Origin of the sequence: Solwaraspora sp. WMMA2065 (assembly GCF_030345075.1) — a bacterium.
Classification (GTDB): Bacteria; Actinomycetota; Actinomycetes; order Mycobacteriales; family Micromonosporaceae; genus Micromonospora_E.
The window spans coordinates 4,635,187-4,652,189 of the sequence record NZ_CP128361.1 but is presented as its reverse complement, the minus strand read 5'-3'; the positions used below and the strand labels follow the sequence as shown (position 1 = coordinate 4,652,189).

The 17,003-nt window shown below is 71.5% G+C and carries 16 protein-coding genes and 2 pseudogenes; 11 read left to right on the top strand and 7 right to left on the bottom strand.

Annotation, left to right across the window (positions count from 1 at the left end):
* Nucleotides 1-7: 7 nt before the first annotated feature.
* Nucleotides 8-1,015, bottom strand: coding sequence for a lysylphosphatidylglycerol synthase transmembrane domain-containing protein (locus tag O7610_RS21155; protein WP_281552242.1), 1,008 nt, complete (start codon nt 1,013-1,015; stop codon nt 8-10).
* A gap of 217 nt (nt 1,016-1,232) precedes the next feature.
* Here O7610_RS21155 and O7610_RS21150 point away from each other — a divergent pair.
* Together O7610_RS21150 and O7610_RS21145 are read left to right on the top strand one after the other, a co-directional pair.
* A pseudogene (locus O7610_RS21150) lies at nt 1,233-2,048 on the top strand (HAD family hydrolase); the annotation flags it as partial.
* Between the two features lie 4 nt (nt 2,049-2,052).
* Nucleotides 2,053-2,907 (top strand): HAD family hydrolase, encoded by an 855-nt coding sequence (locus O7610_RS21145; protein WP_281552241.1) that lies wholly within the window; start codon nt 2,053-2,055, stop codon nt 2,905-2,907.
* Here the strand turns inward: O7610_RS21145 and O7610_RS21140 are convergent.
* Nucleotides 2,862-3,539, bottom strand: a complete 678-nt coding sequence (locus tag O7610_RS21140) for a bacterial proteasome activator family protein (protein ID WP_475052032.1) — start codon at nt 3,537-3,539, stop codon at nt 2,862-2,864. The two genes, O7610_RS21145 and O7610_RS21140, sit on opposite strands and share 46 nt — an antisense overlap.
* A gap of 248 nt (nt 3,540-3,787) precedes the next feature.
* Here O7610_RS21140 and O7610_RS21135 point away from each other — a divergent pair, with 248 nt between their 5' ends.
* Entirely contained in the window at nt 3,788-4,993 is a 1,206-nt protein-coding gene (locus tag O7610_RS21135) for an ABC transporter substrate-binding protein (RefSeq protein ID WP_289211682.1), read from the top strand.
* 48 nt (nt 4,994-5,041) lie between these two features.
* On the opposite strand, the gene ddaH is transcribed toward O7610_RS21135, so the two are convergent.
* A complete protein-coding gene (ddaH, locus tag O7610_RS21130) occupies nt 5,042-5,881 on the bottom strand; it encodes a dimethylargininase (RefSeq protein WP_475052029.1) in 840 nt (279 codons plus the stop codon).
* A gap of 59 nt (nt 5,882-5,940) precedes the next feature.
* Here ddaH and O7610_RS21125 point away from each other — a divergent pair, with 59 nt between their 5' ends.
* Nucleotides 5,941-6,408, top strand: a complete 468-nt coding sequence (locus O7610_RS21125; protein ID WP_281552238.1) for an Lrp/AsnC family transcriptional regulator — start codon at nt 5,941-5,943, stop codon at nt 6,406-6,408.
* A 48-nt stretch (nt 6,409-6,456) separates the two neighbouring features.
* Here O7610_RS21125 and O7610_RS21120 read toward each other — a convergent pair whose 3' ends face one another.
* Complete coding sequence (locus tag O7610_RS21120; protein WP_281555758.1) at nt 6,457-7,554, bottom strand: T3SS (YopN, CesT) and YbjN peptide-binding chaperone 1; 1,098 nt, start codon at nt 7,552-7,554, stop codon at nt 6,457-6,459.
* A 171-nt stretch (nt 7,555-7,725) separates the two neighbouring features.
* Here O7610_RS21120 and O7610_RS21115 point away from each other — a divergent pair, with 171 nt between their 5' ends.
* Entirely contained in the window at nt 7,726-9,996 is a 2,271-nt protein-coding gene (locus O7610_RS21115) for an FdhF/YdeP family oxidoreductase (protein WP_289211681.1), read from the top strand.
* Here the strand turns inward: O7610_RS21115 and O7610_RS21110 are convergent.
* Nucleotides 9,974-10,258, bottom strand: a complete 285-nt coding sequence (locus O7610_RS21110; protein WP_281555757.1) for a DUF6457 domain-containing protein — start codon at nt 10,256-10,258, stop codon at nt 9,974-9,976. The two genes, O7610_RS21115 and O7610_RS21110, sit on opposite strands and share 23 nt — an antisense overlap.
* A gap of 17 nt (nt 10,259-10,275) precedes the next feature.
* Complete coding sequence (mobA, locus tag O7610_RS21105; RefSeq protein ID WP_289211680.1) at nt 10,276-10,914, bottom strand: molybdenum cofactor guanylyltransferase; 639 nt, start codon at nt 10,912-10,914, stop codon at nt 10,276-10,278.
* Nucleotides 10,915-10,991: 77 nt separating this feature from the next.
* Here mobA and O7610_RS21100 point away from each other — a divergent pair.
* The 4 genes and pseudogenes from O7610_RS21100 to O7610_RS21085 form a co-directional block, all read left to right on the top strand.
* A pseudogene (locus tag O7610_RS21100) lies at nt 10,992-11,198 on the top strand (AfsR/SARP family transcriptional regulator); the annotation flags it as partial.
* Nucleotides 11,199-11,343: 145 nt separating this feature from the next.
* The gene (locus O7610_RS21095; RefSeq protein WP_281555823.1) at nt 11,344-11,685 is read left to right on the top strand and encodes a hypothetical protein; all 342 of its coding nucleotides are present in this window, start codon (nt 11,344-11,346) and stop codon (nt 11,683-11,685) included.
* An 83-nt stretch (nt 11,686-11,768) separates the two neighbouring features.
* Nucleotides 11,769-12,566 (top strand): DUF427 domain-containing protein, encoded by a 798-nt coding sequence (locus O7610_RS21090; RefSeq protein WP_281555756.1) that lies wholly within the window; start codon nt 11,769-11,771, stop codon nt 12,564-12,566.
* 77 nt (nt 12,567-12,643) lie between these two features.
* Complete coding sequence (locus O7610_RS21085) at nt 12,644-14,362, top strand: glycosyltransferase family 2 protein (protein WP_289211679.1); 1,719 nt, start codon at nt 12,644-12,646, stop codon at nt 14,360-14,362.
* On the opposite strand, the gene O7610_RS21080 is transcribed toward O7610_RS21085, so the two are convergent.
* Complete coding sequence (locus O7610_RS21080) at nt 14,314-15,273, bottom strand: sulfotransferase (protein ID WP_281552234.1); 960 nt, start codon at nt 15,271-15,273, stop codon at nt 14,314-14,316. The two genes, O7610_RS21085 and O7610_RS21080, sit on opposite strands and share 49 nt — an antisense overlap.
* A 211-nt stretch (nt 15,274-15,484) precedes the next feature.
* On the opposite strand from O7610_RS21080, the gene O7610_RS21075 reads away from it, so the two are divergent.
* Together O7610_RS21075 and O7610_RS21070 are read left to right on the top strand one after the other, a co-directional pair.
* Nucleotides 15,485-16,474, top strand: a complete 990-nt coding sequence (locus tag O7610_RS21075) for a glycosyltransferase family 2 protein (RefSeq protein WP_281552233.1) — start codon at nt 15,485-15,487, stop codon at nt 16,472-16,474.
* Nucleotides 16,475-16,747: 273 nt separating this feature from the next.
* Complete coding sequence (locus tag O7610_RS21070) at nt 16,748-16,999, top strand: hypothetical protein (RefSeq protein ID WP_289211678.1); 252 nt, start codon at nt 16,748-16,750, stop codon at nt 16,997-16,999.
* Nucleotides 17,000-17,003: the final 4 nt, after the last annotated feature.

Sequence of the window (17,003 nt, the reverse complement as noted above, 5' to 3'; positions counted from 1 at the left end):
GCGCAGTCTAACCAGGTTCGGATCGGCTGTGGTGAGCGCTGTCCACCTCGTCGGTCCGGTCAGCCAGGCCCGGCTGACGAGGTTCGCCGCCGGGGAACCGGTTGGCCAACAGCACCGCCACCGCCGGTGCGGCTACATCGACCACGATCATCAACAGCCGGGACACCACGGCCGCGACCAGAGCGATCGGCTGGCTCACGCTCACGCTGAGGATGACCACCAGCGCGGCCTCCCGAGGTCCGGCCCCGGCCGGCGCGACGATCAGCAGGAATCCGATCGCCCAGGAGCCGGCGAACGCGGCGATCGACAGGAACACCAGGTGGGGGCCGTCCGCTGCGCCGAGACCCCGCAGCAGCGCCCAGATGTGCCCGCCGTACGCCAGCCAGGCCAGTACCGACCAGAGCACCGACTGGCCGATCCCGCTCAGCGACAGCGGCCGCGGCATCGGCTCGCGGCGGGCCAGGCGCATGGCGATCGCCAGACCCCGGTTGAGCAACGGAGGCCAGAGCCCCGCTGCGGCCAGCGGCAGGGCCAGCAACGCCCACCAGTAGCGATCGAAGGCCGCCGGGCTCACCAGCGGCAACAGACACACCGTAAGGAGCAGGCCGGTGCCGAGCGAGACTGCCATGACCAGCAGCGCCGCTGCTGCGGAGGATCGACCGGGAACCTGGTAGGTCCGGCCCAGCCGGGCCTGGGTGAGCATCGGCCACAGCTTGCCGGGCAGGTACTTGCCGAGCTGTCCGACAAAGAAGACCCGCATGCCGGCACCGAGTGGTATCCGGCTACCGAAGTCGGCGAGGATCGCCCGCCAGCTCAGGAAGTTGCACCACAGCGCGACGATGGCCCCGGCGGTGGCCAGGAGCAGACTGGGGACGGTCAGGTCCGTAGCGGTGGCTCGGACCTGCGACCATTGGCTGGCGAGGGCCCAGCCGATGAATCCGGCGAAGGCACCGACCACGGCGACCTGCAGCGCTCGTCTCAGCAGACTGGGACGGTGCGACGCCGGCGGATGCACGCCAGGCACCCTACTCGTACGTCGGCTGTGGTCGCTGGTCACCCCGGCCCGGTCGCGGCACCGCGCGGCCCCCGCCCATGCCGTCCGCCCGCCGCCTGCGTCCCGGCCCTGGTCAGTGTGCATCCGGTCTTCGCGCGCACGTCATGGCCAGGTCACGGTACGCGAGGTACGGTTGCTGACCCGTCGACCCGTCGACCCGGGGATCAAGGAGGACAGCATGCCGCGCTCCGGTCTACCCAAGCTGATCGCCACCGACCTTGACGGCACCCTGGTCCGCAGCGACGAGACCGTCTCCGCGTACACCCATGAGGTGCTGGACCGGGCCCGGTCGCTCGGCATCCCGGTCGTCGGGGCGACCGGCCGCGGACCCCGGCTGATCGAGTTGACCCGCAACGACATCCGGGCCGCCGACTATCTGGTGATGGCCGGCGGCGGGCGGGTGGTCGACCAGAGCGACCCGACCGGTGTACGGGTGCTGCGCGACGAGCGGCTGTCCGCCGACGTGCTGGCCCAGCTGATCACCGAGCTGGAGGCGGCAGTCGGTCCGCTGATCGTGATGGTCGAAGCGTCTGACGAGCACGAGGCGCCGCTGTGGGGCGACTTCGACCCGCAGTGGCGGTACCCGGAGCGGTTCGAGGCCCGTACCAGGCAGCAGTGCCTGGCCACCGACGTGATCAAGGCGTTCGCCCGGACCCCGTCGCACGACGTCGACGCGCTGCTCGCCGCCGCGGTGCAGATCGTCCCGCCGACGCTGGCGACGGTCACCCAGGCCGGGCTGGGCTTCATCGAGATCTGTCCGCCCGGCGTCGACAAGGCCAGCGGCCTGGCGGTCGTCGCGGAGTCGCTCGGCGTCAACCCGGCGGACGTGCTGGTCTTCGGTGACATGCCCAACGACCTGCCGATGTTCGCCTGGGCCGGGTGGTCGAGGGTGGCGGTGTCGAACGCCCATCCGACAGTACGCCGTGCCGCCGATGAGGTTACACTGCGTAATGATGATGACGGCGTAGCGATTTACCTCGACCGGCTACTGTCCGGAGATGGAAGTGCATCCACGTCTGGTCGCCACCGACCTCGACGGGACACTGCTGCGGCCCGATAAGTCGCTCAGTGCCCGGACCGCGGCTGCGCTCGACGAGTTCCAGCTGCGCGGCGGGCGGGTGGTGCTGGTCACCGGTCGGCCGGTGCGCTGGCTGCCGGCCGTGTACGAACAGTTGCGGGCCCCGGTGCCGGCGGTCTGCGCGAACGGTGCCGTGGTCTACGAGCCGCGTACCGACACCGTGCTGCGCGCCGACCCGCTCGCCCCGGAGATCATGGCCGAGGTCGCCCGGCGACTGCGCGCCGAAGTCCCGGATGTGGTCTTCGCCGTCGAGGTGGAGGATGGCCGGTTGATGCGGCACGGCACCGACTGGCCGGCGCACTGGAACAGCGATCACCCCACCGCCCGGCAGGTCACCGACTCGACGCGGCTGCTCGCCGCGCCGGCGGTGAAACTGCTGGCCCGCAGCAGCCACGATGACCCGGAAGTGTTCGTCCGGATCGTCGCCGGAGCGCTCGCCGGGCTGGCCGAGGCCACCCACTCGTCGAAGTCCGGGTTGGTGGAGATCTCAGCTGCCGGGGTCACCAAGGCGGCCGGGCTGGCCTGGCTCTGCGCCCGTTGGCAGATCGGTGCCGCCGACGTGGTCGCCTTCGGCGACATGCCGAACGACGTCCCGATGCTGACCTGGGCCGGGCAGGCGGTCGCGGTGGCGAACGCCCACCCGGCGGTGCAGGAGGTCGCCGACGCGGTGACGGCGTCAAACTCCGACGACGGGGTAGCCGCGTACCTTGAGCAGTTGCTGGCGCAGAGTCAGAGGTACTGGCCGGTGCGGGTGCCGCCGCCCTCGCCCGGCTGACCGGCCTGGCCCGGCTGCCCCGGCATGCCGGGGATCATCCCGCCCGGGCCGACCGGCAGCGCCGGACGCCCGCCGGAACGCATCTGCTCCAGCTGCAGCCGCGCCGCCATCTGCTGGGCCATCAGCGCCGCCTGGATGCCGTGGAACAGCCCTTCCAGCCAGCCGACCAACTGGGCCTGGGCGACCCGCAGTTCACTCTCGCTCGGGGTGGCGCCGTCCTCGAACGGCAGCGAGATCCGGGCCAGCTCCTCACGCAGCTCCGGTGCCAGGCCGTCCTCCAGCTCGGTGATGGAACGCCGGTGGATCTCGCGCAGCCGCTGCCGGCTCGCCTCGTCGAGCGGGGCGGCGCGGACCTCCTCCAGCAACTGTTTGATCATGCTGCCGATCCGCATCACCTTGGCCGGCTGCTCGATCAGCTGCGACGGGTCTTCCGGGTCGACCGGCTCGTCGCCGGCACCGGTGGCCCCGCTGGCGTCACCGGGGGCACCTGCGGCACCGGCACCGCCGACGTTCACCGTGCCGACCGGTCGTCCGTCCGGGCCGACCACCACCACCGCGCCGGGCCGGCCAGCCGCCGGGCCGGACTCGTTGGTCTCTTCCGGGGAGCCTGACGTCTCGGTCATAGGCTCCATCTTGACGCAGCACCAGGGCCGGCCGCTCGCCGGTCCCCCGATCACGCCGCCCGCCGGCTCTCCGATCACCCCGCCCGCCGGCTCTCCGATCACGCCGCCCGTCGGCGGCGTGAACCGGCAGATCACCTACCATTGACTGGACGCAGCCGAGCGGGTAGAACGCCGAGTGGACCGCCGACCAACTCGCCACCGTCGGCGTGCTCCGCCTGCGCGACCGATCGTCGTACCCATGGGAGAGGACCACCCCTGTGCCTCACATCGACCGCCGGCAAGCCCTGAAGCTGCTGGCCGCGCTCGGCGCCACCGGGCTGGCCAGCGCCTGCAGCGTCGGTACGGGTGACGACTCGAGCGAAGACGACGGCCCGGTCAGCGACCGGCCGGTACGCATCGGGCTGATCGTCCCGCAGACCGGCGGTTACAAGCCGATCGGCGACGAGATGCTCAACGGCTTCCAGCTCTACCTGGACACCAACCAGCAGCGGCTGGGGGGCCGCCCGGTCGACCTGGTGATCGCCGACGAGGGGGAGACCCCCGAGTCCGGGCTGGCGGCGGTCGACTCGCTGCTCCAGCAGCAGGTGCTGGCGCTCACCGGGGTGGCCAACTCGGCGGTGATGCTCGCCATCCGGGACGCCGTGGAAGAGTCCCGGGTGCCGTTGATCGGCTCGAACGCCTCGCCCCGCAGCTTGCAGAGCGTCGTCTACATCTGGCGTACCTCGTACGTCGCCGACGAGCCTGGCCTCGCCCTCGGCGGCTACCTGGCCCGAGAGGTGTCCGCCAACGGCGAGGTGGCGATTGTCGCCGCCGACCAGCCGGCCGGCCGCGACGTGGTGCAGGGGTTCCGGGAAGGCTTCGGCGCCAGCGACGAGCGGATCTCCGGGGCGGTCATCTGGGCCAACGCCACCCCTAATCCGGGTCGGGACACCTTCACCGAGCCGATCCAGGAGGTGATCTTCCGGGATCCGGAGGCGGTCTACTGCCACTTCACCGGCTCGGCGGCGGTCGAGTTCATCCGGCAACTGCGCGACGCCGGCTTCGAAGGTCCGATCTACGGCCCGGGCTTCCTCACCGAGGGCAACGTCATCGACCAGTTGGGCGAGGAGGCGAGTGGCATCGTCACCGCCCTCAACTACTCGGCTGACCTGGACAATTCGGCCAACCTGCAGTTCGCTACCGGCTACCGCAAGCGGTACGGGGCATCGCCGACCACGTACGCGATGTCGTCCTACGACGCGGCCCAGGTGCTGGACAAGGCGATCCGATCCGCCGGATCGGGGGTCACCTCCCAGGAGTTGAACCTGGCGCTCGGCCGGGTGGGACAGATCGACAGCCCGCGCGGGCTGTGGCAGTTCAACCAGCCGCGTACGCCGCAGCAGAAGTGGTACCTGCGTGAGGTGCTGCGCGACGGTCCGGTGCTGTCGAACGTGCTGATCACCGAGCTCGCCACGCTCGGCTGAGCGCCACAGTCAGCCGAGCGCCGGACTGGACTGGGCTGGAACCGTGGGTCAGCCGCGCAGCTCGGCGACGCAGCACTTCACGCTGCCGCCGCCCTTGTGCAGCTCGGTGAACTCGACCAGCAGCGGCTGGTAGCCGGCGGCGGCCAGCTTGCCGGCCATCCTGGTCGCCTCGCTGTTGACCACCACATACCGGCCGTCGCTGATCAAGTTCAGCCCGAAGGCCAGCGCGTCGGACCGGTCGGCGATCACCGCGCCGGGGAACAACTGCCGGAGCACCCGCTGCGACGCGGGGGAGAAGGCCTGCGGGTAGTAGGCGACGGTCTCGTCGTCGAGGGCGGCCAGCGCGGTGTCCAGGTGGTAGAAGTGCGGGTCGACCAGACGTAACGACACAACCGGCCGGCTCAGCGTCTCCTGGAGCCGGCGGTGCGCGTCCGGGTCGGTACGGAATCCGTAGCCGGCGAGGATCGTGCCACCGTACGCTCCCGGCAGGTAGGTGAAGTCGCCTTCGCCCTCGTTGGTCTCGGTGGGCCGCACGTACCGCCAGCCGAGCTCCTCGTAGAAATCCCGATGCGCGATGGCCTCCGCGGCCCGCTGCGGGTAGGTGAACCGGGCCCCGAATACAAGGCGGTCGACCGAGAAGGCGCCGTTGGCGGCGTACACCATGTCGGGCAGGTCGGCGCGGGCCGGCAGCAGCCGAACCTGGTGCCCGATGCCGGTCAGCGTCTCGCGTAGCCCTTCCCATTGTTTGACGGCGAGTTCGGTGTCCACCGGCAACTGAGGGTTCATCCACGGATTGATTGCGTACTCGACGGCGAAGTGCTCCGGCGGACACATCAGGTAGGTCCGGGGCTGCCCGGCGGCAGCGCGCACATCGGTCACGGGAACCAAGAGTAGGTATGCTGTCACACAATAAGAAGTCTCTATCGTTGCGCCTGAAGGGCTAAACGTTGCATATCGACGCCGTGGACCAGCGAATCATTGCGTCGCTGGTGGCCGATGCCCGTTCGTCCTACGCGGACATCGGTGCCCGGGTGTCGCTATCCGCCCCGGCGGTCAAACGTCGGGTCGACCGGCTGCGGGCGGCCGGGGTGATCCGTGGCTTCACCGCCGTCGTCGACCCGTCCGCCGTCGGCTGGACAACCGAGGCGTTCATCGAACTGTTCTGTACCGGGCGGACCACACCGGCCCAGATCGCGGCGGCCACCCGCCAGCACCCGGAGGTGGTCGGGGCGTACACGGTCAGCGGCGAGGCAGACGCCCTGGTGCACCTGCGGGCAGCCGACATCGCGCACCTGGAGCAGGCCCTCGAACGGCTGCGGGCCGAGTCGTTCGTCACCGCCACGAAGAGCATGATCGTGCTCTCCCGGCTGGTCGACGCACCGCCGCCGGTCGCCGTCCCCGACCCACCGGCCTGACCGGCCCGTGCCCGACCCGCTGACCTGTCCGGCAAGTGCCCGGTCAGGTCAGAGGTACATGCCGGTGCGGTGATCCCCGGCGTCGCCCCGGGACGGCTTGTCCCCGTCGCCGAAGAACCGCTTGCCACCGAACTCGCCGTGCAACCGGTCGTCCAACTCGTCGGCGAGACCGGTCATCACCTGCACCGCGAGCATCAGATGAGTGGGCTGGAAGTTGCGGCCGAAGACCGGCACGGACGCCCACACCGTGTCGTTTGTGCAGTACAGCCGCCCGATCGGCATCCGGTTGGTCAACTCGGACAGCTTCACGTACAACTGCTCGGTCGGCTCCACTTCGGTCAGCACCGGTGAGAAGACGTCCACCAGCGGCGGATTGTCCCGGATCCGGACGAAAACCATCGCCGAGCCGGCCCGGATCCCGATGTCGCCGTCCGCGTCCACGTGCAGGTGCTCCGGGGTGCTGCGCATCATCGTCGCGACCACCGTACGGACCCGGTCGTCGAGCGGCAGCGCGTCACCCGGACCGTCGTCACCGTCGTCAGGCAGCGAGTCGCCGGTCGGCAGCCCGAGATGGTCACCGAGTGACGACGCCGGTCGGGCGGTGCCGAGCGGCTCGACCTCGATCGGCGAGTCGCTGTCGTCGTTCACCGAGTAGACGACGAAGGCCGGATGCGGGGCACCGTAGACCTGGCGCAGCGTGTGGGTGATCACTGAGGCCAGCCGGGCGACGTCGGTGGTCGTCGTGGCCAGCCCGAAGTTGTCACCGCAACCCGGCACCACCCCGGGCGGCGACCAGCCGAGCGCGACCAGCTCGGCGACGGCGTCCCGGCCCATCCGGTAGTCCGGCGGCAGGGTGGCGTTGCTCACCGCCGACGCGGTCAACCGGTCCTGCAGGCCGACCGAGACATCCACCGAGTAGATCGCGTCCCCGGTGCCGGACGCCGTCGGATCGAGGGTGAGCTCCACCTGTGCACCTGCCGGCAGCGTCGGCAGCATGGCGGCCAGCGCGGCGGCGAAGTCCCGCCACGCCTGGGTCACCTTCTCCCGCAGGTCGGCCGTGCTCGGCTCGTCGAGCAGGAGCGGCTCGTGCGCCGCCGGCTGACTCCCGGACGCCTGATCTCCTGTTGCCGGCACCTGCTCCCCCACGATGATCAACTCAGTCTCGTTGTGCGCACACCCTACCCAGGTGAGCCACCACACCGGCTAGCCCCAGCCGCCGTCGGATAACCGGCACTGGCCGGCCGTAGCTGCCGTACCGCCGCTGGCCTGCGCTTTCGGATGTAGCCGGCGGATCGCAGCACGTGAGAAGGTGGCGGCATGGCACGTTCCGCCCCCCGAGACGACGCCGGCGACCGCGACCTGCGGGTCGACCGGCCGGCGACCAGCGCGGCCGGACTGCCGGGCGTCACCCATGCGCTGCGCGCCGGCGTCGCCCAGATGGGTGTACGGCGTACCGCGCTCACCCTTGCGCGGGTCAACCAGCCGGGCGGCTTCGACTGCCCCGGCTGCGCCTGGCCGGAGCCGGCCGCGCAGCGCCGCGCGCACGCCGAGTTCTGCGAGAACGGTGCCAAGGCGGTCGCCGAGGAGGCGACCCTGCGCCGGGTCACCCCGGAGTTCTTCGCTGAGCACCCGATCAGCGAGCTGGCCACCCGCTCCGACCACTGGCTCGGCCAGCAGGGCCGGCTCACCCACCCGGTGATCCGCCGACCGGGTGCCGACCACTACACCCCGATCAGCTGGGACGACGCGTTCCGGCTGATCGCCGACGAACTGCGGGCCCTGGACTCCCCGGACCGGGCCGTGTACTACACCTCCGGCCGCACCTCCAACGAGGCCGCGTTCCTCTACCAGCTGTTCGCCCGGTCGCTGGGCACCAACAACCTGCCGGACTGCTCCAACATGTGCCACGAATCGTCCGGCATGGCGCTGCTCAGCACCATCGGCATCGGCAAGGGCTCGGTGACCCTGGACGACCTGCACCGGGCGAAACTGATCGTCGTCGTCGGGCAGAACCCGGGCACCAACCACCCCCGGATGCTCTCCGCGCTGGAGCGGGCCAAGCGGGACGGTGCCACCATCGTCGCCGTCAACCCGTTGCCCGAAGCCGGGCTGATGCGGTTCCGCAACCCGCAACGCCCCGGCGGCCTGGTCGGGGCCGGCACCCCGCTGGCCGACCACTTCCTGCAGATCCGCATCGGCGGCGACCTGGCGCTTTTCCAGGCGATCGGCGCGCTGCTGGTCGCCGACGACGCGGTCGACACCGACTTCGTCGACACCCACACCAGCGGGTACGCCGAGTACCACGCCGCCCGCGCCGGGCTCGACTGGTCGGCGGTGACCGCCGCCACCGGGCTGGACCGGGCCCAGGTCGTCGAGGTGGCGAAGCTGTTCGCCGCCTCCGACGCGACCATCGTCTGCTGGGCGATGGGGCTGACCCAGCGGCAGGACTCCGTCGACGCGATCCGCGAGATCGTCAACGTGCAACTGCTGCGCGGCATGATCGGCAAGCCGGGGGCCGGCCTCTGCCCGGTGCGCGGACACTCCAACGTGCAGGGCGACCGCACAATGGGTATCTGGCACGAGCCGCCGGCCTGGCTGCCAGCGCTCGGCCGGCGACTCGGCGTACCGATGCCGACCTCGACCGGGCTGGACACGGTCGGCGCGATCCGGGCGATGCGCGACGGCGAGGTAAGCGTCTTCATGGCCCTCGGCGGCAACTTCGCCGCCGCCAGCCCGGACACCGACGTGACGGTCGCCGCCCTGGCGTCGTGCGCGTTGACCGTGCACGTGTCGACCAAACTGAACCGCTCGCACACGGTGCCCGGCGCGACCTCGCTGATCCTGCCCTGCCTGGGCCGCACCGAACGGGACCGGCAGGCCGCCGGCGACCAGTTCGTCACCGTCGAGGACTCGATGTCGGCGGTGCACGCCTCCCGGGGCCGGCTCGCCCCCGCCTCCGACCAACTGCTCTCCGAGGTGGCGATCGTCGCCCGGCTGGCCCGCGCCACACTGCCCGACTCGCCGGTGCCGTGGGAGGCGTACCAGGGCGACTACCGGGCAATCCGGGCGACCATCGCCGACGTCGTACCGGGCTTCGCCGACTTCGAACGCCGGGTCGCCGAGCCGGACGGATTCGTGCTGCCGCATCCGCCCCGGGACCGGCGGACCTTCGCCACCGCGTCCGGCAAGGCCGCGTTCACGGTCAGCCCGTTGACCGTGATCGAGGTGCCGCCGGGCCGGCTGCTGCTGCAGACCATGCGCAGCCACGACCAGTACAACACCACGATCTACGGGCTCGACGACCGCTACCGCGGCATCCGGGGCGGGCGCCGGGTGGTCTTCGTCCACCCGGACGATCTGACCGCGCTCGGCTTCACCGACGGCGACCAGGTCGACCTGGTGTCGGAGTGGTCGGATCAGGTCGAGCGCCGGGCGAGCGCCTTCCGGGTGGTGAGTTACCCGACAGCGCGCGGCTGCGCGGCCGCGTACTTCCCGGAAGCGAACGTGCTGGTGCCGCTGGACTCCACCGCCGCCGGGTCGAACACCCCGACGTCCAAGCAGATCGTCATCCGCCTGGAGCCGGCCTGACCTCGCCCGGGGCCGGCCCGACCTCCTCGCCGTCACCGTAGGCACGGGCCAGGGCGGCCAGCCGGGCACCGGCCTCGACCGGATCGGCGCCACGGCCGACGGCCAACCCCAACAGGTACGCGGTGACCGGCGCACCCGGTCGCAGCACGTTGTGCGCCACGTCGCGGGCCAGGTCCAGCACCACCGGCACCGGCACCTCGCCGGGGTCGAGCCCGAGTTCGGCGGCCGCCGACGCCACCCAGCTCGTCATCGTGTCGCTCATCGCACCCACCGTGTCGCTCATCGGACCCACTCCCGTGCCTGCCGGACGTCCTGGTCGGTGTCGCAATCGAACCACGGTGCCGCGCCGACGCCGGGCCAGGTCACCTCGGCGACGGACAGGCTGCCGAGCAGCGCCCGCATCGACGCCCCGACGAGGCCGCCGTCGCGCTGTGCGGCGAGCCGGGCCACCGCCGCACGCAGCCGGTCGGTCCGCCACACACCGCAGAGCAGTTGCCGCCGGCCGGTGGTGTCGACGTAGAGCGCCCCGTCGACACCACCCGCCCGTACGGTCCGCGTCAGCCGGTCCACCGCGTCGGCGGTGAGCAGCGGCAGGTCGCCGGCGAGCAGCGCGACCAGACTGGCCGGCTCGGCGACCAGACCGGTCGGCTCGGCGAACGCGGCCGGGGCGGGGAGCGCGGCGAGGCCGGCGGCGGTGGCGGCGACCGGACCGGCCCCGGGCGGCTCCTCGCGTACCGCCAGGACACCCGGCGGCGGGTCGGCCAGCGGGCCGACGACGACGCGCGGGTCGGCGCCCGCGACGGCGGCCAGCACCCGGTCCCGCATGGCCACCCCACCGACCGGTACGTCCGGTTTGTCGACGCCGCCCATCCGTCGGGCCGCACCACCGGCCAGCACCACCGCCGCGAATCCGGTCACGTCGCCGACGGTACCGCGAGGTGAAACCCGTCGGTGCGGTTGACATCGAAGCCGGCCGGCCGGGGCGTCCTTCCAGTATGGAGTTCAGGCTGCTCGGGAACTTCGAAGTGGTACGGGACGGCCGGCCGGTACCGGTGGGCCGGCGCCGGCAGGAACGCCTGCTGCTCGCCATCCTGCTGCTGGCAGCCGGTCGTCCGGTCGCCACCGATCGGCTGACCGACCTGCTGTGGGACGGTGCACCGCCGCCGAACGCCCGCGGTGCCGTGCACACCTACGTCGGGCGGCTGCGGGCCGCCCTGTCGCCGTACGGGGTGCGAATCACCACGAAGGGTGGTGGCTACGCGGTGCCGGCCGGGCAGGTCGACGCGACCCGCTTCACCGACCTGGCCCGGGAGGTCGCCGGCACCACCGCTGGACCGGGTGGTCAAGATGGTGCTGGCGACGTACCCGGACGGCTCGTCAAAGCGGGAGATCTACACCGGAGCGCTCATCTACCGGGTCACCAACACGTCTACCGGGGAGTCGGTCGAGGTGGACATCAGCGGCACCTCGGTGCTGAACATCCGGCCGGGCGGCTCCTACTCCAACAACGTGACCTGGCGGGTCTGGGGCCCGATCCTGCTGGGCATGCACGAAGGAAAGGGCAACTATCCGAGCGGCATGTACGTCCCGAACGGCATCTACACCGTGGATGTCAGCAAGTCGGGGTACCGGACGCTGCGCTTCACCGTCGGCAGCGCGCACAACATCTGCGACGATCTTCAGCCCTGACCTGCGGGAGCCCAGCCCGGACTCCGCCAACGGGAAACATCCACCCCCCGATGATCGTTGCCGGTGGTATGGACGATTCCGGGGTGAACGGACCCGACAGCGGAGACGAGACGTCCCACGCCGGCCCGGCCCCGGGCCGGCGTGGCGCGGTCCGGGTGGAACCGGGCCAGAAACGGGTCCGGGTGTACCTGCACGGCGAGGTGGTGGCCGACACGACCGCCCCGCTGCTGGTCTGGGAGAAGCCCTACTATCCGACCTACTACCTGCCGGCGGTGGATGTCCGCGCGGCACTCGTCGCGACCGGCGCCACAGAGCGGTCGCCGAGCCGGGGCACCGCCGAGATCCTCGACGTGGTCACCGGGGACGGCCGGACCGCCGCCGGAGCCGCCCGCCGCTACCCCGACTCACCGTTGCCGCAGCTACGCGACGCGGTACGGCTGGACTGGGCGGCGATGGACGACTGGCTGGAGGAGGATGAGCTGGTCTACACGCACCCGCGTGATCCGTACACCCGGGTAGACATTCTGGCCAGCAGCCGGCGGGTGCGGGTGGAGCTGGACGGGGTGACGCTGGCCGATTCCGGCTCGCCCCGGATCCTGTTCGAGACCGGGCTGCCGCCGCGCTACTACCTGCCCCTGACCGACCTGCGGCGGGACCTGCTGATGCCGTCGCAGACCCGCACCCACTGCCCGTACAAGGGTACCGCCGAGTACTGGTCGGTGCGGCTCGGCGAGCGGACGTACGACGACCTGGTCTGGATCTACCGCGCGCCGCTGCCGGAGAGCCAGAAGATCGCCGGTCTGGCCTGCTTCTACAGCGAAAAGGTCGACCTGTACGTCGACGGCGTCGCCCAGCAACGGCCGCGTACGCAGTTCAGCTGAAGCCGGCGCGACACCCCGCCGGCCGTACGTGCGGTGCGTGTCGTCCGGTGGTCACCTTCCCCTGCTAACTTCTGCCCGTGGCGCAGGCAGACGGATCAACCGCAACGGACGGATCCGGGACGCTCGACGGTTCCGGGGCAGTCGGGCAGCCGGCGGGCGGTGTCCCACGGGTCGTCCGCAACGACTGGTCGTCGGTGGCCGTACCCGATCTGGACAGCTGGCGGCCCACGATGACGGTGAGCGTCGTCATCCCGGCCTACAACTGCCAGCCCACGTTGGATCTGACGCTGGCGTCGTTGAGCCGGCAGACGTACCCGGCGGACCTGCTCGAGGTCGTCGTGGCCGACGACGGCTCGGACCCGCCGTTGATCCTGCCCGAGGTCCGGCCGGCGCGGACGAAGATTGTCCGGGTCGGTGCCGACGGCGAGGCCGGTTGGGGGCGGGCCGCCGCCCTGCGCTGCGGCGTCGCGCACAGCACCGGCGAGATCCTGCACTGGCTGGACGCCGACATGATCGCCTTTCCCGAGCATGTGGCGGCCCAGGTCCGCTGGCAGCATGTGCTGCCGTACGCGGTCACCCTCGGCTACAAGCGCTTCGTCGACCCGGACGGCGACGGGCGGTGGCCGTCGGCGGAGACGGTCGCGCGGACGCTGGCTCGCGGCGCGGCAGCGGACCTGTTCGGTGGCGACCCAGGTGAGCCGCACAGCTACGTCGAGCGGTACGTCAACCAGACCGACCAGCTGCGCATCGCCGACCATCACGCGTTCAAGATCCACGTCGGCGCGACCGCCGCGTTGCGCCGCGAGCTGTACCAGCGGGCCGGCGGGTTCGACGCGCAGCTGCGGCTGGGCGAGGACACCGAGTTCGGCTACCGGCTGGCCCAGGCGGGTGCCGTGTTCGTGCCGGAGCCGGCCGCGCGGAGCTGGCATCTGGGGCGGACCCACGTGATGCGCGCCCGTAAGGAGATCGCCCGCTGGAACCGTCCGTTCTTCGCCGACCGGATCCCGTACCCACGCAGCTGGCGCAAGGTGGGCGGGACGTCCTGGTCGGTCCCGCTCGTCGAGGTGGTCACGGCAGTCGGTGACCAGCCGCTGGAACGGGTACGGGCGGCCGTCGACTCGGTGCTGTGCGGCAGCGAGCACGACATCCGGGTCACCCTGGTCGGTCCATGGGATCAGCTCGACGACGCGCGGGTACGGGTGCTCACCGACCCGCTGCGCGACCTGCGACTGATCACCGCGACCTACCGGGGTGAACCACGCGTCCGGCTGGCCACCGAGCGGCCCGGCAGCGTCTTTCCCGCGCCGTACCTGCTGGACCTGCCGGCCGCGTACGGCCTGGCACCGGACGCCCTGCGACGCCTCATCGACGTCGCCGACCGCCACCAGGCCGGCGTGGTCCGGGTCAACGTCGGCGAGCCCGGAGCGGACCCGGCGCGGGAGGCCGGCGTACGGCTGTGGCGGACCGCGGCGCTCAGCCGGGCGCGCTGGGTGCGGTCCGCCGACGAGCCGCTGTTCGACGCGGTGACCTCGGTGTACGGGCACCGCGACGTGCCTGCCGAGGAGGTCGGCGTCGTGGACCTCACCGGGTTCGAGGTGACCGACCTGGCGAACGGCATGCCCCGGCCGTCCCGGCGTCGCCGGACACCTGCCGCGCTGGTGCCGACGACGGTCGAGGTGGCAGGCGTACGGTCGCTGGCCAAGGCGACGGTGGTGGTTGCCTGGATGGCGGGCCGGCGGGTCCGTGCTCAGTGGGCCGGGTCGGCGGTGCGGCGCAGAGCCGGCCACAGCGGGTAGCGGTAGCGGGGCAGCAACGGCATCGACACCGTGGTCGAGATCAGCCGCTGGCCCCGGGCCTGCTGGTCGATCCAGCGATCGTCCAACTTCAGCGACACCTCGCCGGTGCGGAACCGGCTCGGGTTGCCGGAGACCGTGTGGTTGGGTCGCAACCGCACGGTACGCCGGTCGACGAACGGCCCGCCGGCCGGCGGTGACACGACCTCCTCCGGCAGGCCGACGAAGCGGAGCAGACCTTCGACCGTGTCCCGGGGCTCGACCATGAAATCCTCGTACCGCAGCCGTCGGTGCCGGCCGGGAAAGGCGCGGGCGGTCCGCTCGATCAGCAGATTCCAGCCGAGCCACAGCCGGCTGCTCTCGGCCGGGCTGTGGTGGTGGGTCAGGCCGGGGGTCGAGGCATCGTGGTGGGAGGTCGTCCGGGACCAGGAGTACGCCACCGCCCGTGGGTCGCGCACCACGTGCAGCAGGTACGGCTGCACCCCGGCGACGCCCGACAGCATCGCGGCGTCGGCGGGCGACTTGGACGAGTCGACGATCAGCGTGGCGCCGGTGACGTCCGCGACGGCCCGGTAGAGCGAGGCCATCAGCCGTCGGTAGCGCTCGACGTCGGGGGCGGGCCGGGCGCGCAGGAGGGTGGGCGTGTGGCGGACCCGCAGCGCGCTCCGCTGCAGCGCATACACCTCGGCGGCCGACGGCGGGTCGTCCCCGTACGCGGCGCGGAGGATCTCCTGCCAGAGCGGGCATTCGGGGACCGGGACGCCGCAGCCGCACGGCCGGCGCTGCTGCAGCCCGCGGAGCCAGAGGTAGGTGAGCTCACCGACGGTGAAGACCGACTCGTACGAGTTCAGAATGTTGTCCAAGATGGTGGTGCCGCTGCGTCCCCACGCCGCGATGAACAGAACCTTGGTCACACCGCTCCCTCCACAGGCTGCGGCCGGAGTCTAGCCAGGAGACGATGCCGGCCCGGCCCGCTCCTCGGGCCTCGACAGGCCGGGTGCCGGTGCCGGATGCCGGGTCGGTGCCGGTGCGTCGTCCGGTTGCCGAGGGTGTTCCCGACCCGTACGGATGATGACTACCCAGAATTCACCCAATGGTCGCCCACGGTCGCCATCGTCAGGCGTGATGTCCGATACCCCAGCCGTCAGCGTGGTCATCCCGACGCGCAACCGCCCGGACCTCGTGACCCGCGCCGCTCACAGCGCCCTCGCGCAGAGCGTCGAGGACATCGAGGTGATCGTCGTGGTTGACGGGCCCGATGCGGCGACCCGATCCGCGCTCGACGCGGTCGCCGACGCCCGGCTGCGGGTAGTCGAGCTGCCAGCCAGCGGCGGCGCACCGGCGGCCCGCAACGCCGGGGTACGACAGGCCCGCGCACCCTGGGTGGCGCTGCTCGACGACGACGACGAATGGCTGCCCCACAAGCTCGCCGCCCAGCTCGGCGCGGCCCGCGAGGCGTCCGCGCCGCTGCCGATCGTCGCCAGCCGGCTGGTCAACCGGACCCCACGGGCCGAGTTCGTGATCCCCCGGCGGCTACCGGATCCGGGTGAGCCGCCGAGCGAGTACTTCACCGTCCGGCGCGGACTGTTCCACGGCGACGGCTTCATCCAGACGTCGACGATCATGGCCCCGACCGAGCTGTTCCGCCGGGTGCCGTTCGATCCGACGGTGCCCCGGATGCAGGAGCTCGACTGGTCGCTGCGCGCGCTGAGTCACGACGACGTCGCGCTCACCTTCGCCGACGAGCCGTTGGTCATCTGGCATCAGGACGAAGACCGGCCACGGATCAGCCTGGACTCGCCGTGGCAGGCACAGTTCGAGTGGCTGCGGCGCAGCCGTCCGCTGATGACGCCCCGCGCGTACGCCGCGCTCACAATGAGCGTGATCAGCTCGATGGCGGCACCGACCCGCAGTGGCAAGGTCTTCGCGACACTGCTGCGTGAGGCGCGCCGGTACGGGCAGCCGGGCGCGCTGGACTACTTCACGTTCGCCCAGATCTGGCTGATCCCACCGGACCTGCGCCGTACTGTGCGGGACATGATCCTCAAGCGCCGTCGCCGCCAGACGCAGCCCGAGCAGTCGGCGGGGATTGAAACGGACGCGCTCCAGCGGTAGCTCCGCTTCACCCATCAGCTTCGCCCGTTTTGCAGTTGGGTCGACCCGGTTCGACGGACAGGGTCGGTAAGTTGATCTCACGCTACCTTGCAGGCCGTGACGCCTTGGGTGTTCGCTGGGCGCTCCCCGCGTAGCGGCTCATATCCGACAAATCTGGCCCGGATTGACGGTATACCGAGCCCGGTTCGCCGATGCCCGCGCTCTGAAGGCCTATGCCGGCGCGGCCCCGGTCACCCGCGCGTCCGGGCGCGCACCTCCATCACCCACCGCAAGATGAAGAACGATTGGCTCGCCGCTGCCGGTTATCTCTGGGCCTTCGTCGCCGCCACCCACGTCGAACCCACCAAGCAGCACAGCACTACCAGCGCCACCGCGACCACGGCGACCGCCATCCCGCCGCACTACGCCACCTGTTCAACCGGCTCCTCGGCTGCCTGCGCCACTGCCTCGCAACAGGACAGCTCTACCACCCCGACAAAGCCTTCCCATGCTCGGCATGCCGACACCCGCCGCCGCGCGGGCTGACCCT